The organism is Anabaena sp. FACHB-1391 (assembly GCF_014696755.1).
GTDB lineage: Bacteria > Cyanobacteriota > Cyanobacteriia > Cyanobacteriales > Nostocaceae > Dolichospermum > Dolichospermum planctonicum.
This window is the reverse complement of record NZ_JACJQS010000008.1, coordinates 76,113-101,270: the sequence shown is the minus strand read 5'-3', so window position 1 is coordinate 101,270 and position 25,158 is coordinate 76,113. Positions and strand designations below refer to the sequence as shown.

Sequence of the window (25,158 nt, the reverse complement as noted above, 5' to 3'; positions counted from 1 at the left end):
AATCCCAGTTGCTCCAAATTTAGTAAGTACAAGCATTGAATAACGCGCTAAATAGTATGTAATTATGATTATGCTAACCAATGACTTACCCGTAGGATAGATTCGGTTCGTTTCTGCATAAACAATTTCCGGCAATTATACCATTTCTTTGTCAGCCCGCGCCAAATTTTTTGATCTTTTATTTCTTCCTTCCCGTCGTTTTGAGTAACCTAAAACATAAAACCTTCATTTACAGCAATTTAAGATCAAACCCGCCACAAGAATGGTAAAATTATAAAGATGTAAAAAAGAAGATTATTGAGAAATAGCCCCATATTCAATAGACCTACGACAAAAGATATTAAGTGCCTGGGAAAATAAAGAAGGTACACAAAGAGAATTGGCGGAACGATTCAAAGTTAGTTTATCTTTCATCCGTGACTTTTTGCGTCGATATCGAGAGACATCGGAAATAACTGCCAAGCCTCAAGGAGGAGATAGGCGCTCGAAAATTCTAAGTGAGAATCAAGAATTGTTAAAGAAAATAGTCACAGAGAAAAGTGATATATACTTGCGAGAAATTCAGGAAATAATCAAAGAGAGTAAAGGAATAGAGGTAAGTGTATCAAGCTGATCACGGACTCTTAACCGCTTAAATCTAAACCGTAAAAAAAATTTAGTAGCCGATGAAGCTATTAATGCTATTACTGATGAAAACGTAATGATGATGAAGTTTTTGACACTTCCCGCTCTTCTGAGTATCTGAGAACAGGACTTAAACAAACCATGAGAAGATCAATGTCTGGATAAATAGTCTAATATGATGCTTGGTTGTAATTTCGACAAAATTAATTATGCAAGCAAGCTTTTTAACCGCCGTTATTTTACCTCTAGCTTTAGCTATCATTATGCTAGGTATGGGATTATCTTTACTACCAGAAGATTTCCTGCGAGTAACAAAATATCCTAAAGCTGTGGCCATTGGCTTAATTAGTCAGTTGATTTTTTTACCTATTATTGGCTTTATTATTGCTAAAATTGTACCCATGGAACCAGCGATCGCCATGGGATTAATGATCATTGCATTGTGTCCAGGTGGGGTATCCTCAAATATAATCACATTTCTAGCAAAATCAGCAAATCTGCATTGCCATTGAAGTTGGGATTCAAAATGGCACACTAGCGATCGCCATTACTGCCGGTTTACTCAATAATCCTGATATGGCAGTACCTGCGGCCATTTACAGCTTGTTTATGAATGTTACAGGTTTAATTGCTATTAACTACGGTAGAAAACTGGCCGCCAAAAACCCTATTTAACAATTTCTCTGCAACTCAAATTAAGCAGCGAACATCGCTATTCTGTGTTAGTTGTAAGTAGGCTAACACAATAAAATCAAACTGTGTAAAGAAACGTAAAATCGCTGAAAACCTGTTCCCAGTTAAGAGTTCCCTGTTCCCTCCTTTGGGACTTCCTAGGAAACAAAAAAAAGGGCAGGTATCAAACCCACCCTAATTGTAAATTATAGCTGTAATTACAAATTAATTACCAATTATCGGCGCAATCAAAGAAACATTTTGCACAGCTTTTTCTGCTGTCAAAGTAGGAACAGAATCACGTAATCTAGCTGTCAATTGTACAGTTGTAGCGTCGTACATTTGAGTTAACAACTTGGGATAGAAACCAATACCAATAATAGGAATCAACAAACAAGCAATGATAAAGACCTCGCGGGGTTCAGCATCTATTAAAGCTTGGTGAGAAACTAACTCCTCGTTTTCTTGTCCGTAGAAAATTTCGCGCAACATTGAAAGTAGATAAATTGGTGTTAAAATTACACCAACAGCCATCAAGAAAATGACAATAACTTTGAATGTTGGGTTATAAGCATCGCTAGTTGCGAAGCCCACAAATACCATTAATTCCGCCACAAAACCGCTCATTCCTGGTAATGCTAAAGATGCCATGGAACAGGTGGTAAACATAGCGAAAATCTTCCGCATTCTTTTACCCACACCACCCATTTCATCTAACATTAAAGTATGTGTACGATCATAAGTTGCACCGACTAAAAAGAACAAACTTGCCCCAATTAAGCCGTGAGAAACCATTTGTAGAACTGCCCCACTCAAACCCAAATCGGTAAAAGAGGCAATACCAATGAGAACAAAACCCATGTGGGAAATTGAAGAGTAGGCAATTTTCCGTTTTAAGTTCCTTTGAGCAAAGGACGTTAAAGCAGCATAGATGATATTTACTACTCCTAAAACCACTAAAGCCGGTGCAACATAAGCATGAGCATCAGGTAGCATTTGGGCATTCATGCGAATTAGGGCATAACCACCCATTTTTAGCAAAATACCCGCAAGTAGCATATGTACTGGTGCTGTAGCCTCACCATGGGCATCTGGTAGCCAAGTATGCAGGGGAATGATGGGCAACTTCACAGCGTAGGCAATGAGAAAGCCAGCGTATAGTAGAAGTTGTAAATTTAAGCTAAAATCTTTCAACGCGATCGCGGACATATCGAAGGTGACTGTATCACCATAAAATCCCATTGTCAAGGAAGACAACAAAATAAACAGAGACCCACCAGCAGTGTATAGAATAAATTTAGTTGCTGCGTATTGGCGCTTTTTACCTCCCCAAATTGACAGCAAGAAGTATATTGGTACAAGTTCCAATTCCCAGACCAGGAAGAATAACAGCATATCCTGGACAGCGAAAACAGCAATTTGACCGCCATACATAGCCAAAATCAAAAAGAAAAATAATTTTGGCTTGAGTGTCACAGGCCAGGCTGCTAAAATCGCCAGGGTGGTAATAAATCCCGTTAAGAGAATTAGAGGCATAGACAAGCCATCAGCCCCTACAGACCAATTTAACCCCAATTGCGGCACCCAGGGATAACTCTCCACCAATTGCAAATTGGGATTAGAGAAATCGTACCCAGTATAAAAAGCGCAGACAATCAGTACAAAATCTATCAGCCCCACAATCAGGGAATACCAGCGCACCGTTTTGCCGTCTTTATCTGGGATGATAGGAAGTAGTAGTGATGCGGCTATGGGGAATAAAATAATCGTCGTCAGCCACGGAAAATTAGCTATATTCATCACAATCAATCTGCAATTAAAATCATGTTTGGCAAAAAGTCACTAGTTATTAATTAACAGCTTTTTGGCGATTTCCGCTTCATTGTTAGGTTGATTTAATTAAATTGGCAATCTCCATTTTTTTACTCAACAGTCTTTTTTGACAGTTAGGGGTGGTAAATGTTCCTGGGAATACTCCCAGCTAAGTAGGTTGGCGTTAAAAATTGTCGTTATGATAAGGGAACAGGGAACAGGGAATAGGGAACAGGGAACAGGTTTTGGGCAACTTTACTTTTCGTTACTTATGTCGGTTTTTTTTCGTTCACCTACTTATATCAAAAATATACCTTTTGGATGACCCCGTATTAGAATATTTTACTTCGTTTCCATCCAATTATCCCCAGCATGAATATCAACAACCAAGGGAACAGATAAAGAAACAGCATTTTCCATGACCGACTTAATTTGTGGTCGCAATTCTTCCCATTCTTGGGGAGGAATTTCAAAAACTAATTCATCATGAACTTGCAACAACATCCGGGCCTGATATTTTTTTAAAACCTCATGTAATTGCACCATTGCTATTTTGATAATATCCGCACTAGAACCTTGAATTGGTGCGTTAGCAGCAGCACGCAGTAACCCAGCATTGTATGGATCTAAATTCTTTAATTTTTGTAAATTAATATCTTCTAATTTACTCCCTTTTAACTGTTGCAAATTTTTATTAGTAAATTCAAAATAACGTCTTCTCCCTAGAATTGTTTCTACATAACCATAAGCAACGGCTTCTTTTTTAACTTTATCTAAATACGCAAAAACATGACCATATCTTTGATTAAATCTCTCAATAAATAATTTTGCATCTACTTGATTTATTCCCGTTTCGCGGGCAAATTTTTGCGCTCCCATGCCATAAATTACACCAAAATTAATCGTCTTCGCAAAACGTCTTTCATCTGCGGAAATATTTTCTTTCTCAAATACTAATTTTGCTGTTACAGTATGAATATCTTCATTTTGCTGATATGCTTGAATTAGTACAGGTTCTTGACTCAAATGAGCTAAAATTCTTAACTCAATTTGGGAATAATCAGCAGCTACCATTAACCAACCTGATTCCGGTAAAAATGCTTTTCTAATTTGTCTACTAAAAGCAGTGCGAATGGGGATATTTTGTAAGTTTGGATGAGAAGAAGATAATCTACCCGTGGAAGTTGCTGTTTGGTTAAAATCAGTATGTAATCTTTGGCTTTGAGGATGAACTAAAGCTGGTAAAGCATCTACATAGGTAGACTTTAATTTTGCTAATGTTCGATATTCAATTATCGCTTTTACAAATCCTGTATTATCAACTTCTTGGAGTTTTTCTAAAGTTGCTGCGTCGGTAGAATAACCAGTTTGAATCTTGCGAGAATATTTGGTACTTAAACCTAATTTCTCAAATAGAATCTGACTTAATTGTTTAGGAGAACCTAAATTAAATTTTTCTCCTGCAATTTCAATAGCTGTAATTTCTAACTTTGCTAATTCTGTCTCTAATTGCTGTGAAAGTTCTTGGAGATAGGCTGAATTAATCCTAACTCCTGTATATTCAACTTCTGCTAAAACTGCTTCTAATGGTTGTTCAACTTGCTTAAAAAGTTGATATAAAGCTGGAGTTTCTATTAATTTTTCTTTTAATTTTGGGACTAATTTAAATGTAGAATAAACATCCATACCACAATAATCAGCAACAGCGGAAATACTCAAATCAGCGATAGTTTTCCCTTTGGGAACTAGATCTCCATAACTGGTCGCAGTTAATCCTAAATATCGCCAAGATAAGTCAGTTAAATTATGACTGCTATCTGGATTAATTACATAACTCGCTAACATCGTATCAAATACCACCCCAGCTAGTTCAATTCCTTGTCCCTGACACCGCAGAATCAAACGATCAAATTTAGCATTTTGTAAAGCTTTAGGATAATCAGGACTTTCTAAAATCGGCCGCAGTGTTGCTAATACTAAATCTCGATTTAAGTTATTCCCAATTTTATGACCAATAGGAATATAAGCGAGTTCATTTACTTCTGTTCCCCAACAGCAACCAATTCCCACTAAATCTGCATCTCGTGGTTCTAATGCGGTAGTTTCTGTATCCCAAGCAACGGGTATTTCTGGATTAGTAAATTTTCTGAAAATTTCTACTAATTCCATTAATTTAGCTTCTGTATCAATAATGCGCGGTTGAATATTTGCAGATGTTTGTTTTTTGGCTTTTACTGTATCTTCAGCACCAAAAAACCAGATATCATCATCGGTTTCTATGACTTCAGATACCTGGTTTTCTAAAATTTCAACTTTTCCCGCAAATTTTTCCTGTCCCCCAAATTTTTGCTGTAAATCATGAATTTGATCTAAAAACTTCTTAAATTCTAATTTCTCTAAAATCGGGATAAGTCGGTTATGGTCAAAACCAGTTAATAGACAATCTTCTAAATTAATTTCTAAAGGAACATTACAGACTATTTTAGCTAAATAGCGAGATTTTTCTGCGTCTTCTTTACCAGCAGCTAGTTTTTTCTGAGTTGCACCTTTAATATTATCTAAAGCGGCGTAAATTTCCTCAAGGGAATTATAAGTATTTAGTAATTGTACTGCTGTTTTTTCACCAATTCCTTTCACTCCTGGAATATTATCTGATTTATCACCACATAGAGCTTTAAAATCAACAATTTGTGTAGGTAATACCCCTAATTTCTCTTTGACTTCTTCAGCCTTAAATTCCCTGATACTATTTGTAGAACGTTTTAATGCTTCTGGAGTAAAATTTAAAATGGTAATTTCTTTATCAGCATCAATTAATTGAAATAAATCCCTATCCCCGGAAAGTATCTTCACTCGATATCCTGCGGCTGCGGCTTTTTCTGCTAATGTTCCCAATACATCATCCGCTTCATAACCCGGTGCAGTGAGTATAGGTAAATTTAAGCATTGCAGTAACTCATAAAGATTTTCTAAATCGGGAATAAAGTCTGCTGGTGTTTCTGCCCGTCCAGCTTTATATGTATCCTCTGCTTCATGACGGAAGGTAGGTAAAGCCAAATCAAAGGCTACCGCTAGGGCCTGCGGTTGTTCTGTGGCTATTACCTCTAATAAACATTTAAAAAAACCAAAACAAACACTGGTAGGAATACCCGCTTTTGTGCGAAGTCCTCCATCTCTACCTTTAGCAAAAGCGAAGTAGGAACGAAAAGCCAGGGAATGTCCATCTATGAGGATGAATGTAGGCTTGTTGATAATTGGAGAATTAAAAGTCAACTGCTGCTTAACCAAATCAGAAAACTATTATATAGCATTTCTCATGCCATTCAGGCACGGGAATAAGAAAGTTGACCGCAGAACAACAGAAAATTGATGATAGTTCTTCCTCGTCACCTCTATGATAACAAATTTTAAATCAATAAAAATCTATCTAAAGATAGATATTCAAGTCAGTAGTAGGGATGGTACGGTAAAGGAAATAAACTACTGAATTAATACATAGTCATGGTAAATTTATACGAGTATAACGGGTCTATTTATCGCCTCACTACCGCTGTAGCATGGCAACAAGCTCAAGCACAGGCACAGAGTTTAGGGGGAAATCTTGTCACTATCAACAATCAAGCCGAGCAAGAAAGGCTGATTTGTCATCTATCTTTAGATAGATATTTAAATCCTATTGCTATCCAAGCGATTACAAAGTCAGTACAAAGTCAGTACAAAACTATGTCGCAGGTATGATAATTTTCAGAAAATAACCATTCACAATACACAGGTTTATCTCCATGCCAACTTCAACTTTCAGTAACACTACCTTCATCTCTATTCCAGACAGCGGGACAAGTAATCCTTATCCTTCAATTATCAATGTTTCCGGAACAAGTGGTAATTTGACTAAGCTAACAGTCACCCTGACCAACCTCAACCATACTTATTCGGGTGACATTGATGTGCTTTTAGTAAGTCCAACGGGCGCGAACAGCATCCTGATGTCTGATGTAGGGGGCAATAGCGATTTAGTCAACGTTACTTTGACTTTTGATGCCACTGCCACTTCTAGTCTTTCTGGAGGAGGCTTTGGCAGTGGTACTTATCGGCCAACTAATTTTGACTCCGACTTTTTTAACTCTCCTGCCCCCGATGGACCTTACAATGCAGACTTTTCTGTCTTTAACGGTACTAACCCCAACGGTCAGTGGCGGCTCTACATATTCGATGATGCCGGTATTGATTCGGGAAATGTTGCCGGTGGTTGGTCTCTCTCAATTGAAACCCTGGAGAGCATCATCAATGGTGATGATAGTAATAACACCCTCAGTGGTGGTGCTGGTAATGACACCCTCAACGGTGGTGCGGGTAATGATACCCTTGATGGTGGTGCAGGTACAGATACCCTAATTGGTGGTACAGGTGATGATATCTACATTGTTGATAGCACCACTGACACCATTACCGAAAATGTCAACGAGGGTACAGATACTATTCAATCTAGTGTCACCTTAACTCTTGCTACCAACGTCGAAAATCTGACCTTAACGGGAACAGCAGTAATTAACGGTATTGGTAACGAACTCAATAACGTCATTACAGGTAACATTGCTAATAATACCCTCAACGGTGGTGCTGGTAATGACACCCTCAATGGTGGTGCTGGTACAGATACCTTAATTGGTGGTTTAGGTGATGATATCTACATTGTTGATAGCACCACTGACATCATTACCGAAAATGTCAATGAGGGTACAGATACTATTCAATCTAGTGTCACTTTGACTCTTGCTACCAACGTTGAAAATCTAACTCTAACGGGAACAGCAGCAATTAACGGTACAGGTAACGAACTCAATAACGTCATTACTGGTAACGCTGGTAATAATACCATATTTGGTGGTGCTGGTAATGATGCCCTAATTGGTGGTACAGGTGATGATATCTACATTATTGATAGCACCACTGACATCATTACCGAAAATGCCAACGAGGGTACAGATACCATTCAATCTAGTGTCACCTTAACTCTTGCTACCAACGTTGAAAACCTAACTCTGACAGGAACAACAGCCATTAACGGTACGGGTAACGAACTCAATAACGTCATTATGGGTAACAGTGCTAATAATACCCTCAATGCTGCTGCTGGTAACGATACCCTTGATGGTGGTGCTGGTACAGATGCTCTAATTGGTGGTACAGGTAATGATATCTACATTGTAGATAGCACCACTGACATCATTACCGAAAATGCCAACGAGGGTATAGATACTATTCAATCCAGTGTCACCTACTCTATTGCTGCCAGGACGAACATCGAAAACCTGACCCTAACGGGAACAGCAGTAATTAACGGTACTGGTAACGCAGCTAATAACGTCATTACAGGTAACAGTGCTAATAATACCCTCAATGCTGCTGCTGGTAACGATACCCTTGATGGTGGTGCTGGTACAGATGCTCTAATTGGTGGTACAGGTAATGATATCTACATTGTAGATAGCACCACTGACATCATTACCGAAAATGCCAACGAGGGTATAGATACTATTCAATCCAGTGTCACCTACTCTATTGCTGCCAGGACGAACATCGAAAACCTGACCCTAACGGGAACAGCAGTAATTAACGGTACTGGTAACGCAGGTAATAACGTCATCACAGGTAACAGTGCTAATAATACCCTCAATGGTGCTGCTGGTAACGATACCCTTGATGGTGGTGCTGGTAACGATGCCCTAATTGGTGGTACAGGTAATGATATCTACATTGTAGATAGCACCACTGACACCATTACCGAAAATGCCAGCAGTGGTACAGATACGATTCAATCTAGTGTCACCTTGACTCTTGCTACCAACGTCGAAAATCTGACACTGACAGGAACAGCAGCAATTAACGGTACTGGTAACGCAGCTAATAACGTCATCACAGGTAACACTGCTAATAACATCCTTGACGGTGGTGCTGGCAATGATACCTTAATTGGTGGTTTAGGTGATGATATCTATATTGTTGATAGCACCACTGATACCATTACCGAAAATGCCAACGAAGGTATAGATACTATTCAATCTAGTGTTACTTACACTCTTGCTACCAACTTCGAAAACCTGACCCTGACCGGAACAACAGCAATTAACGGTACTGGTAACGCAGCTAATAACGTCATCACAGGTAACACTGCTAATAACATCCTTGATGGTGGTGCTGGCAATGATACCTTAATTGGTGGTTTAGGTGATGATATCTATATTGTTGATAGCGCCACTGAAATCATTACCGAAAATGCCAACGAAGGTATAGATACTATTCAATCTAGTGTTACTTACACTCTTGCTACCAACGTCGAAAACCTGACCCTGACCGGAACAACAGCAATTAACGGTACTGGTAACGGAGATAATAACGTCATCACAGGTAACGCTGGTAATAACACCCTTGATGGTAGTGCAGGTACAGATACCTTAATTGGTGGTTTAGGGGATGATGTTTACTATGTTGATGATAGCAATGACAGCATTACCGAAGATGTCGCCGCAGGTATAGATATAGTTTACACTATCATTGACTATGCTTTGTCTGAAAATATCGAAAACCTGACCCTGACCGGAACGGCCACCAACGGAACTGGTAACGAACTCAATAACATCATCACAGGTAACGAACTCAATAATGTCCTTGATGGTAGCGGTGGTATAGATACCTTAATTGGTGGTTTAGGTGATGATAACTACGTTGTTGATAATACCAATGACATCATTACTGAAAATGCCAACGAAGGCATGGATACGGTTTACATTAGCATAAACTATGCTTTGTCTGGAAATATTGAAAACCTGACCCTGACCGGAACGGCCACCAACGGAACTGGTAACGAACTCAATAACGTCATCACAGGTAACGAACTCAATAATGTCTTTGACGGTAGCGGTGGTATTGATACGCTGATTGGTGGTTTAGGTGATGATAACTACGTTGTTGATAATACCAATGACATCATTACGGAGTATCTGGAAGAGGGTACAGATACAATTCAATCCAGTGTTACTTACACTCTTGCTACCAACGTTGAAAACCTGACCCTAACAGGAACAACAGCAATTAATGGTACTGGTAACGCTGCTAATAACGTCATCAGAGGTAATGCTGCTAATAACATCCTTGATGGTGGTTCTGGCAATGATACCTTAATTGGTGGTTTAGGTGATGATATCTACATTGTTGATAGCATCACTGATACCATTACAGAACTTGCCAGCGGTGGTACAGATACTATTCAATCTAGTGTCACCTTGACTATTGCTACCAACGTCGAAAATCTGACCCTGACAGGAACAACAGCAATTAACGGTACTGGTAACGCAGCTAATAACGTCATCACAGGTAACAGTGCTAATAACATCCTTGACGGTGGTGCTGGCAATGATACCTTAATTGGTGGTACAGGTGATGATACTTACATTATAAATAGTACCACTGATACTATTACCGAAAATGCCAACGAAGGTATAGATACCATTCAATCTAGTGTTACTTACACTCTTGCTACCAACGTTGAAAACCTGACCTTAACAGGAATAACAGCAATTAATGGTACTGGTAACGCAGATAATAACGTCATCACAGGTAATGCTGCTAATAACATCCTTGACGGTGGTTCTGGTAACGATACCCTAATTGGTGGTACAGGTAATGATATCTACATTGTAGATAGCACCACTGACACCATTACCGAAAATGCCAACGAGGGTACAGACACCATTCAATCTAGTGTTACTTACACTATTTTGGCTGCTAACGTTGAAAACCTGACATTAACAGGAACAGGTGCGATTAACGGTACTGGTAACGCTGCTAATAATGTCATCACTGGTAACGGTGCTAATAACACCCTTGATGGTGGTGCGGGTAATGACATCCTCACCGGAGGGCTGGGAAAAGATACTCTAACTGGAAGGCTGGGAGTAGACCGTTTTGACTACCGCACTTTAGCTAATTCCGCCTTGGGTATCTTTGATGTCATTACCGACTTCAATGCTACTACTGGCAATGATTTATTCCTCGTTACCACTGCCCGCAGCGGGTTCAATAATGTTACCACACCTGTGGCAACACTTGATACAGCAGGCATTACCGCTAGGTTAACTAATACTGTGTTTGCAGCTAACTCTGCGGCTCAATTTACCTTTGGTAGTCGTACTTTTGTCGCTATTAATGACGCTACCGCAGGATTTAGTGCCACTACGGATGCCATCATTGAGGTGACAGGTTTAACTGGTACTTTAGAAATCAGTAACTTTACTACTACTTTAGTGTAGTTTCTGGTATCATGTAGATGAACCACTTTGTAGAGACGTTTCATGAAACGTCTCTACATCATCAAATTATCCTGTGATTGATGCGATATGATCAAGATTCAATTATTAATAACGGCACATTAGACAATTTAAACGATTTGATAATATGGTGCGTTACTAGTCGCTAACACATCCTACGTATCTAATTATAAATGGATAATATGGTGCGTTACGCTGTCGCTAACACACCCTACGTATCTAATTATAGAGTTTAATAATATGGTGCGTTACGCTTACGAAAAACTCTTTACATACCATAAGTTACTCTATTTGTCAATAGTATATTTGTTCTAATGGTCAAAGTACATTATTTGCTGAATAATTTTTCCCCAATTTACTCTTTTAAACCACTGCTAATTTGTAAAGTTTTGTATTTTTTTCAAAATTGATCTCTGAAACGACTATAAATAAAGACTTTTACAGATCATCTTTTCAGCAGGGTGCAAAATTGACAATATTAGCCCAATTGTGAAATTCTCAATAATTCTAGCAAATCGCCGAAAGTATTGCAAGCTCGTTGCTAAATAAAAATAATTCTCAATTAATTGTTAAGAAAATCTAAAGTTGAATTTTCCTAAGTTATGAATATTAAAAGTATTATTGGATTTATATAAGTTTTAATTATGCTGTTAAATTTTGTGATAACTTCCGTACCATTGAGCAATTATGGGTAAAATACGACGGGGTACAGTTTGGTTTTCTGTTTTCATTGAAATTATTGCTAAAGACTTAAATTTATGTACAAAGCATCTGCTGGAGTAAATGATATTAAACTATTAGTTCTAGACATAGATGGGACAATTACCGGACATTCTAATACTCTCAGCGTTACCGTCAAAGAAGTTATTGCTGCGGTACAAGCTAAAGGAATTAAGGTCGCTATCGCTACTGGCAGGATGTATTGTTCAGCTTTGCGATTTCACCGGGAAATTGGCTCTACACTGCCATTAATAGCCTATCAAGGTGCTTGGATTCAAGATCCGGGTAATGACCAAATTCACCGTCATTTACCTGTATCTAGGGAAATTACCCAACAACTACTAGAATACTTTGAACAGCCGGATTTGCGATCGCTCCTTTCGGTCCATTTTTACATTAATGACCAACTTTATGTGCGAGAAATCACCAAAGAAACAGATAATTATCAACAGCGTTGTGGTGTAAATGCTATTTCCGTCGGTGATTTACGTCAATTATTAGATCATGAACCCACTAAGATACTAGCTTTGTCTGAGGACGCAAATTTAACTCAGCAACTTTTAGCTGATTTACGCCTTAGATACAAACCGACAGATTTGTATATGACAACATCCGTCCCCACTTTTCTAGAAGCTGCGAATACTCATGTTAATAAAGGTAATGCTGTCCGTTATCTAGCGGAAGAAATGCTAGGTTTAGAAAGTCATCATGTCATGACTATCGGTGATAATTTCAATGATGTAGAAATGCTCAGTTATGCCGGTATTAGTGTGGCCATGGGTAACGCACCGCCAGAAGTGCAAGCGATCGCTAATTGGGTAGCACCTAGTATAGAATTAGACGGTGCAGCAGTAGCAATAGAAAAATTCTTGCTTTCTTAGAAAGGATAAACACAAAAAAGACACCGACGACTGGCCGTGTTTCGTCTCGGTGTCCTTTTTGGTTCGCTCCTCACACGATTAACATTGTAGTTAAAGATATGTATTTTGTCAATAGATTTTCGAGAAGTTTTTGTAAATATAAATTAGAGTTCTATCGGTGCAACTACCCCCAACTTGTCTTCTAACACGGATCTAAAAACCAACTGAGTTGCTACCAATAGTCCTAACCTAGCTTGGGCTAATTCTGGAGTCTGAATTTTTACTTCTCCCCAAATACGACAACTACCCCAGAACTTCTCAAAAGCTTGACTCAATTTCCCAGCAGATGTTTCCCAGTTCAGAGAACTACTATGACTACAAACTAAATCATCTACTAATTTTACTAATTGGTGCATCAGTAACATCTCATCAACGTGATTAAGCAGAAGTTTTTGATCACCATTAAGTAAAGGTATCGGTTTCACAGAAAAATAACTTTTAGTACCTATTCTATCAAGTGCAATTAATCCATCTTTCTCTGCTAATCGTAATAAAGAACAACAGCGGGAATGGGCGTATTGAATTTTAAAAATTGTTAATGAATGTAATGAAATTTGTGATTGATGATTAGTGACTGGTAATTGGTAATTCAGAAAATTATTTATCAAGTCTTCATTTTCTGGAAAAACTATCAAATTTTGTAACCAAGCTGCTAAGGTAGAGTCAATGAGTTCTAAATAAATCCAACCAGGAGGAATTACCTTAACGCTAAATAAACTATCACTATTTCTGGATAAATGCCCAGCCATAGCCTGAGCAATTTCCATCGCGGGTAAATTCTGAGATTTTGATATCCCCATGGCCACGCCAGAGATATATAGAATTTTTTGATTATATCCTCCTTGATAGAGAGGAACTTTTCTACTTTCTATGCCTGTAATTCCCCTATCATTGGTAAAAACACTGAAGCAAGAGGCCAGATAACCGCTTATTAGCTGCTTAATAGCTTGATTTTTACTAAAAAGTAGTTGAGGATACACGTATTCCTTGTAAAAAATTTATGAGGTGCATCATTTTATCCTGTTCCATCTACCTTCAGATAGAAGTTTACTCTATGTACATAAAAATAAGAGTAGGATAAAATTTGATGAATTAATGTATAAAAGATGGGTAAAGTTTAGTACCCTCGTTGTACAGTAGGAAGTATAAGAAAAAATAGAGAGCTAAATTGCTTTCTATCTTATTGGAAGACTAGCGCTATTAAGCGTTAACTCTACCCCGTTCACACAAAGACACTCCTTGCACTGTTCTGATCACGTCTTTGTTTTTTAGCCAAACGCTCTGTGTTACTTATGCAATCTCAATCTTCCTTTTCCGAAGCTTCACGTCCCTTCTTAACTTGGCAACGTATTCTTGACTGGGCCCAAGAACACTACCGCTGCCGCACCTTCAGTAAAGATGAGCGCATTCCAGCCAGACCTGGTTTGCTCTATTTAGTGCAAAGGGGTGCTATCCGCATGGTAGGAACTGCCCAAGTGGGTGCTACCGCTAGTCAGTTAACATCCAGAAGAATTAACAGAACTCCAGAAGAAGCCTTCTTGGGCTTTGTAGGGGCAGGACAACCCTTTGAAATTGTTGCCCAGTCCCCATTTACACTCCAGTCCTTTGCCCACGTTGACCAAACTGCGGTACTGTGGATGTACTGGCATGATCTAGACAACTGGCCTCACTTCCGTCGTGAAGTTATGGATGCTTTTAGATATCAGCATCAGCGCAAGTTACTCTGGTTAAGTGCTTTAGGACAAAGACGTACAATTGACCGTCTCTTAGGATTTCTCACCTTACTGATTGAGGAATATGGCGAGCCTTCCATGAGCGAAACTGATCCTGATGTAATTCGTGGTTATTGCTTACCCTTCCCCCTCACTCATGCCCAAATTGGCAGCGCCATTGGTTCAACCCGTGTAACTGTCACTCGTTTAATGGGTAAATTACGTCAACGCGGCTTAATTCTGGCCCAAGGGGATAATTTAATTTGCCTACCCGCAGATGCTATCAATAGACCAGCTAATAATGGGTAGTTCAAATCTCGAAAGAGCAGCTTGATCAATGTTACCTGAGAGCTTGCCACTCTCGGACACACCAATAGCAGGTATCAGTGGATTTTGATAAACCAACTTTGGGTAATTAGTTCCTGAGCCTGCTCCTCATTTTCACCGCAGATTGGTAACATTGATCAGTTAAAAATTGGCCAAGTATTGAGTTTAAATAACAAAAATATTCCTATAGAGTTGAAATGCTCAATAGCTGATAATGGGTTTTTCCCCCAGTGTTTCTATTTTTCCAGCACCGGCTCAAAGTCGTACCCAGTCCGAGAGCGATTACCACGGACAATTTTCACTAGTTGGACTGGGGTATTTCGATCTCCCGACGGTAAAAAACGAATGGAACCGGCAGCACCACTGGTGGAAAAGTCTGATGAAAGTAGTGTTTTTTGAATTGCAGAACGACTGGGATTAGTTGCTAACGCAGCGATAAAGGCTTTTGTAGCATCATAAGCGGTTGCTGTACGCCAATTTACATCACTACCCCATAACTTTCTAGATTGGGCTGGAAATGGGGAATTAGGATTGCCATGAATATGCCAAGGAACGGCCACTACCATGGCTAATGCTTGCTCTGTGGCAATTTCTAAAGTTTTGAGGCTATAAACATCATCACCACCGAGTAAAATCAGACGTTTTCGATTTACTTGCACTACTTGTAATGCTTTATCTAGGGTTTCACCATTAGGAGCTAACATTAAAACTTCCGCACCTTGTTTAAATGCTTTCTCGATGCTAGATGAAGGGCTAAAATCAGCTTTAGATAAATCAAACTCACCTGATATTTCTCCACCCTCCAAAGAAACAGAGGAAACAAACTCAGATTTTAATGACTGACTGTAGTTGCTTTGAGCATTATAAAAAACTGCTGCATTTTTTTTCCCCAAAGTTTTCACCATATAATTAGCTAAAGCTCTGGCCGCGACAAAATCACTAGTTAATGTGCGAAAAACGTAGGGACTAAAATTGGAAATTTTTACAGAACTACTAGTAGGGGAAATAGCTACTAGTTTTCCATCATCATAAACCTTCCCGGCGGCCAATGTTGCGTCACTGCTATAATGTCCAATTACTCCTAGAACTTCGGGGTTTTCTACCAAAGCTGCGGCTACCTGTTGACATATTTTCTGATCATCGTCATCATTAGCTATACCTACTTTTAACGGTACTCCCTTTACTCCCCCAGCAGTATTAATTTCATTTTGAGCTTGTGCAACACCACGCAATATTTCTAATGCTGTATTCGGGTCATTACCAATAGGTGTAGAGACAACAAGGGTATAGCTTTTACCAGAACCAATGCGGGCATTATGCAGATAAATCAGTGCCTCTGGGTCATTGGGTTTGATTTTTAGAGATGATGTTAAATTAGTGATTGCTTGCTGATAATTTTTATCAAAAATAGCCTTAGCAGCATCTTTTTTGTCTGGTAAAATATCATCAGAAATTAAAATTTTTTCTCCAAAACTAATTCGTTGTGCAATTGATTGATTTCGGTCTTTCCATTGATGAGAATTCAGCTTATTTTCACTATTTATTGCTAAATTATCAGAGGATTTCGGATTAGTAACAATAATGAAAAAACACCAATAACCAAACCCCAAAAGTAGGGGTATGAAAATAATAGGGAGTATTTTGCCTTTCCATTTCATAAGTTTTTTCTGATGGTGGTCAACTGGACTGTATTTAAACTGTATTAAATTTGGATAATTATAGCGGGCAAGATTTGGATAATTATAGCCGGCAAGATTTGGATAATTATAGCCGGCAAGATTTGGATAATTATAGCGGGCAAGATTTGGATAATTATAGCGGGCAAGATTTGGATAATTATAGCGGGCAAGATTTGGATAATTATAGCGGGCAAGATTTGGATAATTATAGCGGGCAAGATGCCCGCACCACAAGATTTAGGGTCGGGTATAAAGGTCATTTGATTTTTACAAACCCAGCTTTTTCAATCAGTTCTTGACCTTGAGATGTTAATAACCAATTTGCATAAGCTTCTCCAGCTTGTTGATCTGATTGACCATTTTGTTTGATTATTACAAATAAGTTGCGGGTGATTGGGTAATTTCCATTGCGAAAATTCTCAGTGTTCAACTGGTTACGCTGATTTGGACATTGAGACTGAGCTATTTCTGGTTGTTGATAAGGTGTGACAAATTGCCCGTTTGTTCGTCCAATTGGTAGGGATTTAATGGTACATTGCGGGACGATTTCAGGAGCGGAACCGTAATAAATTCCCCCCGGAGTATTGGCTATTTTTCTCAGGGCTTCTGTGGTTGTAGGAATGTAATTAACATTGTTACCAAATTTATCTTTGTTAAGAACATATTCAATAAAAAAATCCACTGTACCACCAGCTTCTTGACTGCGGGATAAGGGAATAATAGGTAAATTTGCACCACCTAATTTTTGCCAGTTAGTAACTTTACCAGTGTAAATATCTTTAATCTGGGCAGTGGTTAATCCGGGGATATTTAAGTTATGATTAACTGCGATCGCAATAGCATCAATTGCTACGATAATTTCTTTTAACCTGAATCCTTTTTGTTGCGCTTGGCTGGTTTCTTCTAATTTAATGGAGCGGGAAGATTGAATAAAAGCTAGTTGATTATCTATCAACATTTGAATCCCAGTTCCCGAACCTGGGTCTTTAAAAAGTGGTTGTATGTAACGTAAAACAAACTGAGGACAAATTTTTTGTAGTACAGAATCTACGTCTTTACGAAGAGTAGCCCAGGTGGTACTACCACCATAACTAAAAATCCCTTGGGGAAGATTAGAGACGTTGCAACTAGTTACTGAACTGGGAGAAGTAGATGTTATCTCGGAACTAATTATAAAAATGATAAACGATGAACCAACCAACATTAAACTAATGGTAGCAATCAAATATAGAAGCAGGGGAAGAGTTTCTTTTTTGGGAGACATAAGTTTGTGGTTTTGGGGTTAAGGATATTTTTTCTAAAGCAGGGAAGATAATAGTTTATAAATGAGCTTAAATAAGGTTGTTGATATCATTGAAATTAACGCCGCAGCCACAGCTAAAATAATTATTTGCTCAATGCCAATATCACCTCGTAAATAAGGGATAAAAAATATAATTGTCAAACTGATTGCGGGGATAATTAGCAAATCAAATTTTTCCAGCCAGCGTCTAGTTTGAGCGAAAATTAAACCACTCAAAATCACAATAGAAATTAGAAAAGTGATGATAATATTTTTGGATAAACTGAAAAAAGCGATCGCAATTAATGCCCCTTCAAACCCACTAAAAGCAGCCCCAGATAATAATTCCCAAATAGTAAAAGTTGGTTGATTTGATACTTGAGGCTGAATTGGTTGTGGGTGAGGTGGTTGAGTTGGGAATTGTGATGATGTTGTTGGTGCAACCGAAGGAGGAAAAAGAGCCTCTAGCACCGCCTGTGCTGACTGAAAACGCTCACTAGCAGCAGGTAGGAGCATTTTATCTAAAATATCTGCCAGTCGCGGTTTCAGGGTGATTTGCGCCCGCCATTGCCATTGATTTGTATAAGCGTTAAATAGCTTACTCCTTTCTTGACCTGTCAGTAACGTTAATAGAGTAACAGCTAAGGCATACAAATCCGTAGATGGAAATACTTGACTACTGTTCATTTGTTCTGGAGGTGCAAATCCTAAAGAATAAATGCCCGTAGAACTAGGGGACGCATTAGCAATTAATTTAACTGCACCGAAATCTAGCAAAAAGAGCTTACCATCACGACAACGCATAATATTGGAAGGTTTAATATCTCTATGGATAATATTTCTGTCATGAATAAACTGGAGAACTGGGAGAATTTCTTTGAGTATTTCCATAACTTTTTGTTCAGAAAAATTACCCTGTTGAATTAATTCTTCCTCTAAAGTTTGTCCATGAATATATTGCTGAACTAAATAAAAAAACTGCTGCGGTTTATTTATTTGTAAGCTTTGTAAACTAGGAACTGTAATCGTAAAAAAAGCAAATAAATTAGGTATTTGCGGATGTTCATTACCTATTGCTTCTAAAACTTCTGCTTCTTGTGCAAAGAGAATTTTGGCTTTTTCTAAGGCTTCTTCTGTTAAATTAATGCTGGGCTGAAATTGTTTAATCACACATTGACGCAAACTGGGAGTATCGCGGTCAATTGCTAAAAAAGCCGCACCAAAACCCCCCTGACCCAAAAGTTTAATTGGCAAATATCGGTCACGTAAAATCAGCGGCATACCGCAGGTAATACAATATTTCTGTTGTACTGTTTTTAAGGTGTGAATATCATCTAAATCAGTAAAGTGATTTTCGGGACGTTGACAGTGGGGACGAGTGCAGTGGACTTGCATATTATCTTTAGTCAGTGGTGATTAAGCTGTTACGCATTTAAACTGGATAATTACTGTAATTTAGGTATTTATGCAGTATCAAATTAATAAATTAAGTCCGATTTAGTCCAGTAGTCATTAGCAATTAATCTAATGATACTGGAATCTTTTAACTGCCATCAGTAGGGTTTGGTGCCGCTAGGTCTAATGTATTTACGACTAGATCCATTTGTGTTAACTTTAACATATCCTGAATCCAAACTGGGTTAGCAAATTCAGGTAATATCTCCTGACTAAAAGCCTCTGCTGCTTTGGATCTATAACGGCTAGGGTTAAATATTAACCAAAGTGTACGCTTGACTACAACGTCCTGGATTGGTGCATGATGGAGAACACCCATTTGTAATTCTTTAGCAATGGCAGAAGTAGAGACAAAGGCAGCACCTAAGCCAGACTGGACGGCATTTTTAATCGCTTCTATGGAATTAAGTTCCATTTCCAACTTAAACCGCCTGGTGTCAATATTACAACGTGCCAGCACCTGGTCAATAACTTTGCGGATGGTTGATTGGGAGTCGAGAGCAATGAATTGTAGTTTATATAGGTCTTCTTTTTGGATTGTTTCTAATTTAGCAAAGGGATGGGACGTGGGTAAAATGAGTGCCAATTCATCCTCAGCATAAGGAATAGTTTTTAAAGACTCCCCCAATTCAGCGGGAATTTCCCCACCAATGATCGCCAGATCAATCTGGCCATTGGCAACACTCCAAGCGGTGCGTCTGGTAGAATGGACGTGCAATTGCACAGCCACATCTGGATACTTTTGTCGGAATAAGCCGATCATTTTCGGTAAAAGATAAGTACCAGTGGTTTGGGACGCGCCGACAATTAATGTACCACCTTGAAGATTTTGCAAGTCCTCAATAGCGCGGCAGGTTTCCTGACATAAACTGAGGATTTTTTCCCCATAACTCAGGAGTAGATGTCCCGCCTCTGTTAATTGAGCGCGACGGCCTCCCCTGTCAAATATGGGAACATCCAATTGCCTTTCCAGGTTTTGAACTTGCAAACTGACAGCCGGTTGGGAGACATAAAGACTATCAGCAGCCCGTTTAAAACTCCCTTCTTGGGCGATAGCTTTGAGAATACGTAACTGATCTAATGTAAAAGGAAGGTCAGACATAAGGCTTAACCCAGAAATTTGGATGTATGAGTAGCTGGAAAAATAAATCGGGGTGAGTAGCTTTGCGACTAGTCATAATTTAGGCAATAGTTAAATTTAAAGAACTAACTAAAACACTTACCACAACATATTGACAGAAATCCTGTCGTGTATAATCTGTTAAAATTCAAGATGTTTACCCAATGTTTACCCATAAATAGTAACTTCTTTCGTTTTTGAGAATCTTAAATTGAGTTTTATCTATCATGCCCAATTCTTGGTTTACTCCCAGTCATTTTGTCATACTGGGGTTACAATTAGTTTTTGCAATTGCCCATAGTGGAGGTGCTGCTATGCGTCCTTGGGCTGAAAAATACATTGGACCGCGGCTTTATCGCATTTTATTCGCATTAATCAGCTTACCCTTAGCCGTGCTATTAATTGTTTACTTTTTTAATCATCGTTATGATGGATGGCAACTTTGGCAGGTGCAAGGTATTCCGGGGGTAGGAACATTAGTTTGGATATTATCTGCTGTATCTTTTTTGTTTTTATATCCGGCTACCTTCAATTTACTAGAAATTGCCGCTATTCAAAAGCCCCAAGTTCATCTTTATGAAACCGGGATTATCCGTATTACCCGTCACCCGCAAATGGTGGGACAGGTAATTTGGTGTGTAGCCCATACTCTCTGGTTAGGTACTAGCTTCACTCTTGTTACTTCAATAGGTCTGATACTACATCACCTTTTTGGAGTATGGCATGGAGATCGGCGTTTAAGTCAACGCTATGGAGAAGCTTTTGCACTTCTCAAGCAGCGGACTTCTATTATTCCCTTTCAAGCAATTATTGATGGCCGTCAATCTTTAAACTGGCAGGAATTTCTGCGTCCTGCTTATTTAGGAGTTGCCATTTTTACTGGTTTATTATGGTGGTCTCACCCCTTGTTATTCGTGGCAACAAGTAGGATAATGTGGTAGTTTCGTCTGATCCCCAAGATTAACAAAAAATATAAATTTAATAAAATTTTGTGATCATCACTTGCTACCAAAACAATGTAGGATAAATTTCAGCATCTATCATGAGACTGTTTTTCACTAAGGTGGAAAAAAGGATTTGTTCCTCAGTCTCAGGCAGAATTTATCCCCGTAAACAATAAGTAGCTTTCTACCTTGGTAAAAACGGGAAATAAACAGCAATGTATGAACTACAGCAATATACGCTATCAGCATTGTCAAAGTCTTATAAGGCAGTAGTAGTCAATAGCAATCAGGATTTGAACATTGAGAACAGCCAGCGCGACATTCACGGTGGTTTATTTGTTCACAGAAAAATCTAAAAATCAGATGTTCTTTTAATGACTTACCAATTGCTGCTACTGACCATTGTTTTTGTTTTCATATAAAAACCTTATATTCCAAGAGGCATCATGGTGTTTTCGGTCAGTGAACGGACATTTAATCAAGAAGTTTTGGCATCTCCAGTTCCCGTTTTAGTTTATTTTGAAGCGCCCTGGTGCGCTCTATGTCGCGTTATTCACCCGCTTTTATTGCAATTTCAAACCCAATGTGGTGATGAAATTAAGTTGGCCGGAGTCAACGCTGATCAAAATTTCAAGTTGTCTAATACCTATCGCCTCAAATCCCTACCGACTTTACTGCTAATTGAAAAAGGAATAGTCAAGCAACGCTTAGAAGGTTTTTGTGGTAGAGACGATTTACGTCAAGCCTTAGAAGCAATTCAACTTACTTACAAAATCACTAATAAAACTGACACTGGCATAAAAACAGCCGAATTAAAATACAACGATGTACAATTAAGTGCAATTAAAAAGTAAGTGACAAAAGACAAAAAGCAGAAGTTTTTAGAAATTTTATAGCCCCAAGGCTGACTGTTAGGCTATTTTAGAGGCGTAAGCATTACAGTAGGCTCAGTAAGCTATTTTAATTGATTTGGTGCTTGGTGAGTCCCAAATCTAAAACCATGCTTAACACCCCACTCAAAGGGTATCAGGTGGGGTATTTTATCCTCAAGGGTCTATGTCACAATTACTAACAGTTCTGATTCTTCAGTTAACTCACCCTTTGTTTGTACAGAATTCTAAAAGTAGGCGTTAGTGATGGAATTAATCTATCAGTATGCCTGGCTGATTCCAGTATTACCTCTCTTGGGAGCAATGCTAGTCGGTCTAGGGCTAATCTCGATCAATCAGGTGACAAACCGCCTGCGACAATTAAATGCTGTAGTCATTATCTCCCTTATGGGAGCTTCTATGGTTCTGTCGTCGGCCTTGCTGTGGAGTCAAATTCAAGGCCATGCACCTTACCTCCGCACCCTGGAATGGGCAGCAGCAGGAAATTTTCACCTGACTATGGGCTACACTATTGACCACCTTACAGCCTTAATGCTGGTAATTGTCACCACAGTAGCAGTTTTGGTGATGATTTACACCGATGGCTACATGGCTCATGACCCCGGTTATGTGCGGTTTTATGCCTATCTCAGCTTATTTGGCTCTTCCATGTTAGGTTTGGTGGTCAGCCCCAACCTGGTACAAGTTTACATTTTCTGGGAATTGGTGGGGATGTGTTCCTACCTCCTAGTGGGCTTTTGGTATGACCGCAAAGCCGCAGCAGAGGCCTGCCAAAAAGCATTTGTTACAAACCGGGTCGGTGACTTCGGCTTATTATTAGGCATTTTGGGGCTGTTCTGGGCGACAGGAAGCTTTGATTTTATGGTCATGGGCGATCGCCTATCAAACCTAGTAGAAACTGGCTCTATTAGCAATTTCCTCGCCATTGTGTTGGCGATTTTAGTCTTCCTTGGACCTGTTGCTAAATCGGCCCAATTCCCACTCCATGTCTGGCTACCAGACGCAATGGAAGGTCCTACTCCCATTTCTGCCCTCATCCATGCAGCGACAATGGTAGCAGCGGGTGTATTCCTCATTGCCCGGATGTATCCAGTATTTGAAAATGTGCCAGCAGCAATGAACGTAATTGCTTTTACTGGCGCATTGACGGCGTTTTTAGGGGCAACTATCGCCATTACCCAAAATGACATTAAAAAGGGTTTGGCTTATTCCACTATTTCCCAACTTGGTTATATGGTCATGGCCATGGGAGTGGGTGCTTATAGCGCCGGTTTATTCCACCTGATGACTCACGCTTATTTTAAAGCGATGTTATTCCTGGGTTCTGGTTCGGTAATTCATGGTATGGAAGCAGTTGTTGGTCATGACCCCGTACTAGCGCAAGATATGCGCTTAATGGGTGGACTGCGGAAATATATGCCCGTGACTGGTTTCACCTTTTTGATTGGTTGCTTGGCCATTGCGGGGATTCCTCCCTTTGCCGGTTTCTGGTCAAAAGATGAAATTTTGGGCGCGGCCTTTGCTGCTAACCCCTTCCTGTGGTTTATTGGTTGGGTGACAGCAGGAATTACAGCTTTTTATATGTTTAGAATGTATTTCTCAACATTTGAAGGTAAATTCCGGGGTAATGATGAGAAAATCAAGGTAAAACTCAAAAATGCTGCTGCTGCTTTGGCACAAAAATCAGGTACAGCAGAATTAGCTCCTAATTTCGGTCCTGGGGCGATGAAAAAGGGAGAATTAGATAGTCATTCCCATGAATCCCACGGACACAGCCATTCTCCCCATGAGTCTCCTTGGACTATGAGTTTACCTTTGGTGGTTTTGGCTATTCCTTCTATGTTAATTGGTTTGGTGGGTACTCCCTATGCCAATTATTTTGAGCAGTTTATCTTTCCCCCTAGCGAAACTTTAGCCGAAGTTCTGGAAAAGGCTGCGGAATTTGACCCCCATGAATTTTATGTGATGGCTGGTAGTTCTGTGGCGGTTTCTGTGATTGGGATTACTTTAGCGGTGCTGATGTATTTGGCTCGGAAAATCGATCCTAGTGCGATCGCTTCTAAAATTCAACCACTCTATGATTTATCCTTGAATAAATGGTACTTTGATGATATTTATCATCGTGTTTTTGTTCTCGGTTTGCGTCGTGTGGCTAGACAAGTGATGGAAGTTGATTTCCGCGTTGTTGACGGTGCTGTTAATCTCACGGGTTTCTTTACTCTTGTCAGTGGTGAAGGTTTGAAATACTTGGAAAATGGTCGGGTTCAATTCTATGCCTTGATCGTTTTTGGGGCTGTTTTGGGCTTGGTGATTGTTTTTGGTGTTACCTGATTTTAATGGGGGCGGTTTGTCCGCCCCTGGATTGTTTTTAACGAACCACTCCAGGCGCAGAGGACACGGAGTTAATGACACCCTACTGTCTGAATCAGGATATCCAGGATTTAAGGATGTACAGAATGAAGAAAAAAACTAATCTTTAAAATCTGGAATATTTCCAGATAAATATTCATATAAAATCCTATTAATCCTCTAATCCTGGGCATCCTGATTCAGACAAAAAATATTTATAATCTAAACAAACCAATTCTCAATCTGAATCTCTTGAAAATCAATAAAATCTGAAATATTATTCATTACCAAAAGTATGCACATCTGAAATTATAAGGAGAATTAA

The 25,158-nt window shown here is 39.1% G+C and carries 15 protein-coding genes and 1 pseudogene; 9 read left to right on the top strand and 7 right to left on the bottom strand.

The genetic code is table 11. The annotated features are described in order from the left end of the window. The first annotated feature begins 304 nt into the window (after nucleotides 1-304). Together H6F62_RS05895 and H6F62_RS05890 are read left to right on the top strand one after the other, a co-directional pair. A complete protein-coding gene (locus tag H6F62_RS05895) occupies nucleotides 305-613 on the top strand; it encodes an IS630 transposase-related protein (protein ID WP_190371575.1) in 309 nt (102 codons plus the stop codon). Nucleotides 614-833: 220 nt separating this feature from the next. Then, nucleotides 834-1,299, top strand: a pseudogene (locus tag H6F62_RS05890) (bile acid:sodium symporter). A 222-nt stretch (nucleotides 1,300-1,521) separates the two neighbouring features. Here H6F62_RS05890 and H6F62_RS05885 read toward each other — a convergent pair. Beyond that, nucleotides 1,522-3,090 (bottom strand): NAD(P)H-quinone oxidoreductase subunit 4, encoded by a 1,569-nt coding sequence (locus H6F62_RS05885; protein ID WP_190371574.1) that lies wholly within the window; start codon nucleotides 3,088-3,090, stop codon nucleotides 1,522-1,524. A 360-nt stretch (nucleotides 3,091-3,450) separates the two neighbouring features. Continuing rightward, nucleotides 3,451-6,381 carry a DNA polymerase I gene (polA, locus tag H6F62_RS05880; RefSeq protein ID WP_190371558.1) on the bottom strand — a complete coding sequence of 977 codons (2,931 nt, stop codon included), beginning with the start codon at nucleotides 6,379-6,381 and terminating at the stop codon, nucleotides 3,451-3,453. Nucleotides 6,382-6,609: 228 nt separating this feature from the next. Between polA and H6F62_RS05875 the strand changes: the two genes are divergently transcribed. The 3 genes from H6F62_RS05875 to H6F62_RS05865 all read left to right on the top strand — a co-directional run bounded on the left by H6F62_RS05875 (nucleotide 6,610) and on the right by H6F62_RS05865 (nucleotide 13,036). After that, nucleotides 6,610-6,846, top strand: coding sequence for a hypothetical protein (locus H6F62_RS05875; protein WP_190371557.1), 237 nt, complete (start codon nucleotides 6,610-6,612; stop codon nucleotides 6,844-6,846). 44 nt (nucleotides 6,847-6,890) lie between these two features. Continuing rightward, nucleotides 6,891-11,417 carry a bluetail domain-containing putative surface protein gene (locus H6F62_RS20845; protein WP_190371556.1) on the top strand — a complete coding sequence of 1,509 codons (4,527 nt, stop codon included), beginning with the start codon at nucleotides 6,891-6,893 and terminating at the stop codon, nucleotides 11,415-11,417. Nucleotides 11,418-12,193: 776 nt separating this feature from the next. After that, nucleotides 12,194-13,036: an HAD family hydrolase gene (locus H6F62_RS05865; protein WP_190371555.1), complete on the top strand. Its 843-nt coding sequence runs from the start codon at nucleotides 12,194-12,196 to the stop codon at nucleotides 13,034-13,036. Nucleotides 13,037-13,179: 143 nt separating this feature from the next. Here H6F62_RS05865 and H6F62_RS05860 read toward each other — a convergent pair whose 3' ends face one another. Beyond that, the gene (locus H6F62_RS05860; protein WP_190371554.1) at nucleotides 13,180-14,055 is read right to left on the bottom strand and encodes a DALR anticodon-binding domain-containing protein; all 876 of its coding nucleotides are present in this window, start codon (nucleotides 14,053-14,055) and stop codon (nucleotides 13,180-13,182) included. Between the two features lie 312 nt (nucleotides 14,056-14,367). On the opposite strand from H6F62_RS05860, the gene H6F62_RS05855 reads away from it, so the two are divergent. Further along, on the top strand, nucleotides 14,368-15,096 hold the full coding sequence (locus H6F62_RS05855; RefSeq protein WP_028082691.1) for a Crp/Fnr family transcriptional regulator: 729 nt from the start codon (nucleotides 14,368-14,370) through the stop codon (nucleotides 15,094-15,096). Between the two features lie 254 nt (nucleotides 15,097-15,350). On the opposite strand, the gene H6F62_RS05850 is transcribed toward H6F62_RS05855, so the two are convergent. The 4 genes from H6F62_RS05850 to H6F62_RS05835 form a co-directional block, all read right to left on the bottom strand. Then, on the bottom strand, nucleotides 15,351-16,772 hold the full coding sequence (locus H6F62_RS05850) for an ABC transporter substrate-binding protein (RefSeq protein ID WP_137908568.1): 1,422 nt from the start codon (nucleotides 16,770-16,772) through the stop codon (nucleotides 15,351-15,353). Between the two features lie 277 nt (nucleotides 16,773-17,049). Continuing rightward, a complete protein-coding gene (locus H6F62_RS05845; RefSeq protein ID WP_190371553.1) occupies nucleotides 17,050-18,057 on the bottom strand; it encodes a substrate-binding domain-containing protein in 1,008 nt (335 codons plus the stop codon). Nucleotides 18,058-18,090: 33 nt separating this feature from the next. Continuing rightward, nucleotides 18,091-19,470, bottom strand: coding sequence for a serine/threonine-protein kinase (locus tag H6F62_RS05840; protein WP_137908566.1), 1,380 nt, complete (start codon nucleotides 19,468-19,470; stop codon nucleotides 18,091-18,093). Between the two features lie 148 nt (nucleotides 19,471-19,618). Then, a complete protein-coding gene (locus tag H6F62_RS05835; RefSeq protein WP_137908565.1) occupies nucleotides 19,619-20,632 on the bottom strand; it encodes a LysR family transcriptional regulator in 1,014 nt (337 codons plus the stop codon). A gap of 242 nt (nucleotides 20,633-20,874) precedes the next feature. Between H6F62_RS05835 and H6F62_RS05830 the strand changes: the two genes are divergently transcribed. The 3 genes from H6F62_RS05830 (at nucleotide 20,875) to H6F62_RS05820 (ending at nucleotide 24,815) form a co-directional block, all read left to right on the top strand. Continuing rightward, entirely contained in the window at nucleotides 20,875-21,591 is a 717-nt protein-coding gene (locus H6F62_RS05830) for an NnrU family protein (protein ID WP_190371573.1), read from the top strand. 449 nt (nucleotides 21,592-22,040) lie between these two features. Continuing rightward, the gene (locus tag H6F62_RS05825; RefSeq protein WP_137908563.1) at nucleotides 22,041-22,448 is read left to right on the top strand and encodes a thioredoxin domain-containing protein; all 408 of its coding nucleotides are present in this window, start codon (nucleotides 22,041-22,043) and stop codon (nucleotides 22,446-22,448) included. 282 nt (nucleotides 22,449-22,730) lie between these two features. Beyond that, the gene (locus H6F62_RS05820; RefSeq protein ID WP_190371552.1) at nucleotides 22,731-24,815 is read left to right on the top strand and encodes an NAD(P)H-quinone oxidoreductase subunit 5; all 2,085 of its coding nucleotides are present in this window, start codon (nucleotides 22,731-22,733) and stop codon (nucleotides 24,813-24,815) included. Nucleotides 24,816-25,158: the final 343 nt, after the last annotated feature.

What these genes read in the sequence shown, in the direction of transcription:
- H6F62_RS05855 (WP_028082691.1), top strand. Translation starts at nt 14,368, where the DNA reads ATGCAATCTCAATCTTCCTTTTCCGAAGCTTCACGTCCCTTCTTAACT.
- H6F62_RS05845 (WP_190371553.1), bottom strand. Translation starts at nt 18,057, where the DNA reads ATGTCTCCCAAAAAAGAAACTCTTCCCCTGCTTCTATATTTGATTGCT.
- H6F62_RS20845 (WP_190371556.1), top strand. Translation starts at nt 6,891, where the DNA reads ATGCCAACTTCAACTTTCAGTAACACTACCTTCATCTCTATTCCAGAC.
- H6F62_RS05825 (WP_137908563.1), top strand. Translation starts at nt 22,041, where the DNA reads ATGGTGTTTTCGGTCAGTGAACGGACATTTAATCAAGAAGTTTTGGCA.
- H6F62_RS05865 (WP_190371555.1), top strand. Translation starts at nt 12,194, where the DNA reads ATGTACAAAGCATCTGCTGGAGTAAATGATATTAAACTATTAGTTCTA.
- H6F62_RS05840 (WP_137908566.1), bottom strand. Translation starts at nt 19,470, where the DNA reads ATGCAAGTCCACTGCACTCGTCCCCACTGTCAACGTCCCGAAAATCAC.
- H6F62_RS05875 (WP_190371557.1), top strand. Translation starts at nt 6,610, where the DNA reads ATGGTAAATTTATACGAGTATAACGGGTCTATTTATCGCCTCACTACC.
- H6F62_RS05835 (WP_137908565.1), bottom strand. Translation starts at nt 20,632, where the DNA reads ATGTCTGACCTTCCTTTTACATTAGATCAGTTACGTATTCTCAAAGCT.
- H6F62_RS05850 (WP_137908568.1), bottom strand. Translation starts at nt 16,772, where the DNA reads ATGAAATGGAAAGGCAAAATACTCCCTATTATTTTCATACCCCTACTT.
- H6F62_RS05820 (WP_190371552.1), top strand. Translation starts at nt 22,731, where the DNA reads ATGGAATTAATCTATCAGTATGCCTGGCTGATTCCAGTATTACCTCTC.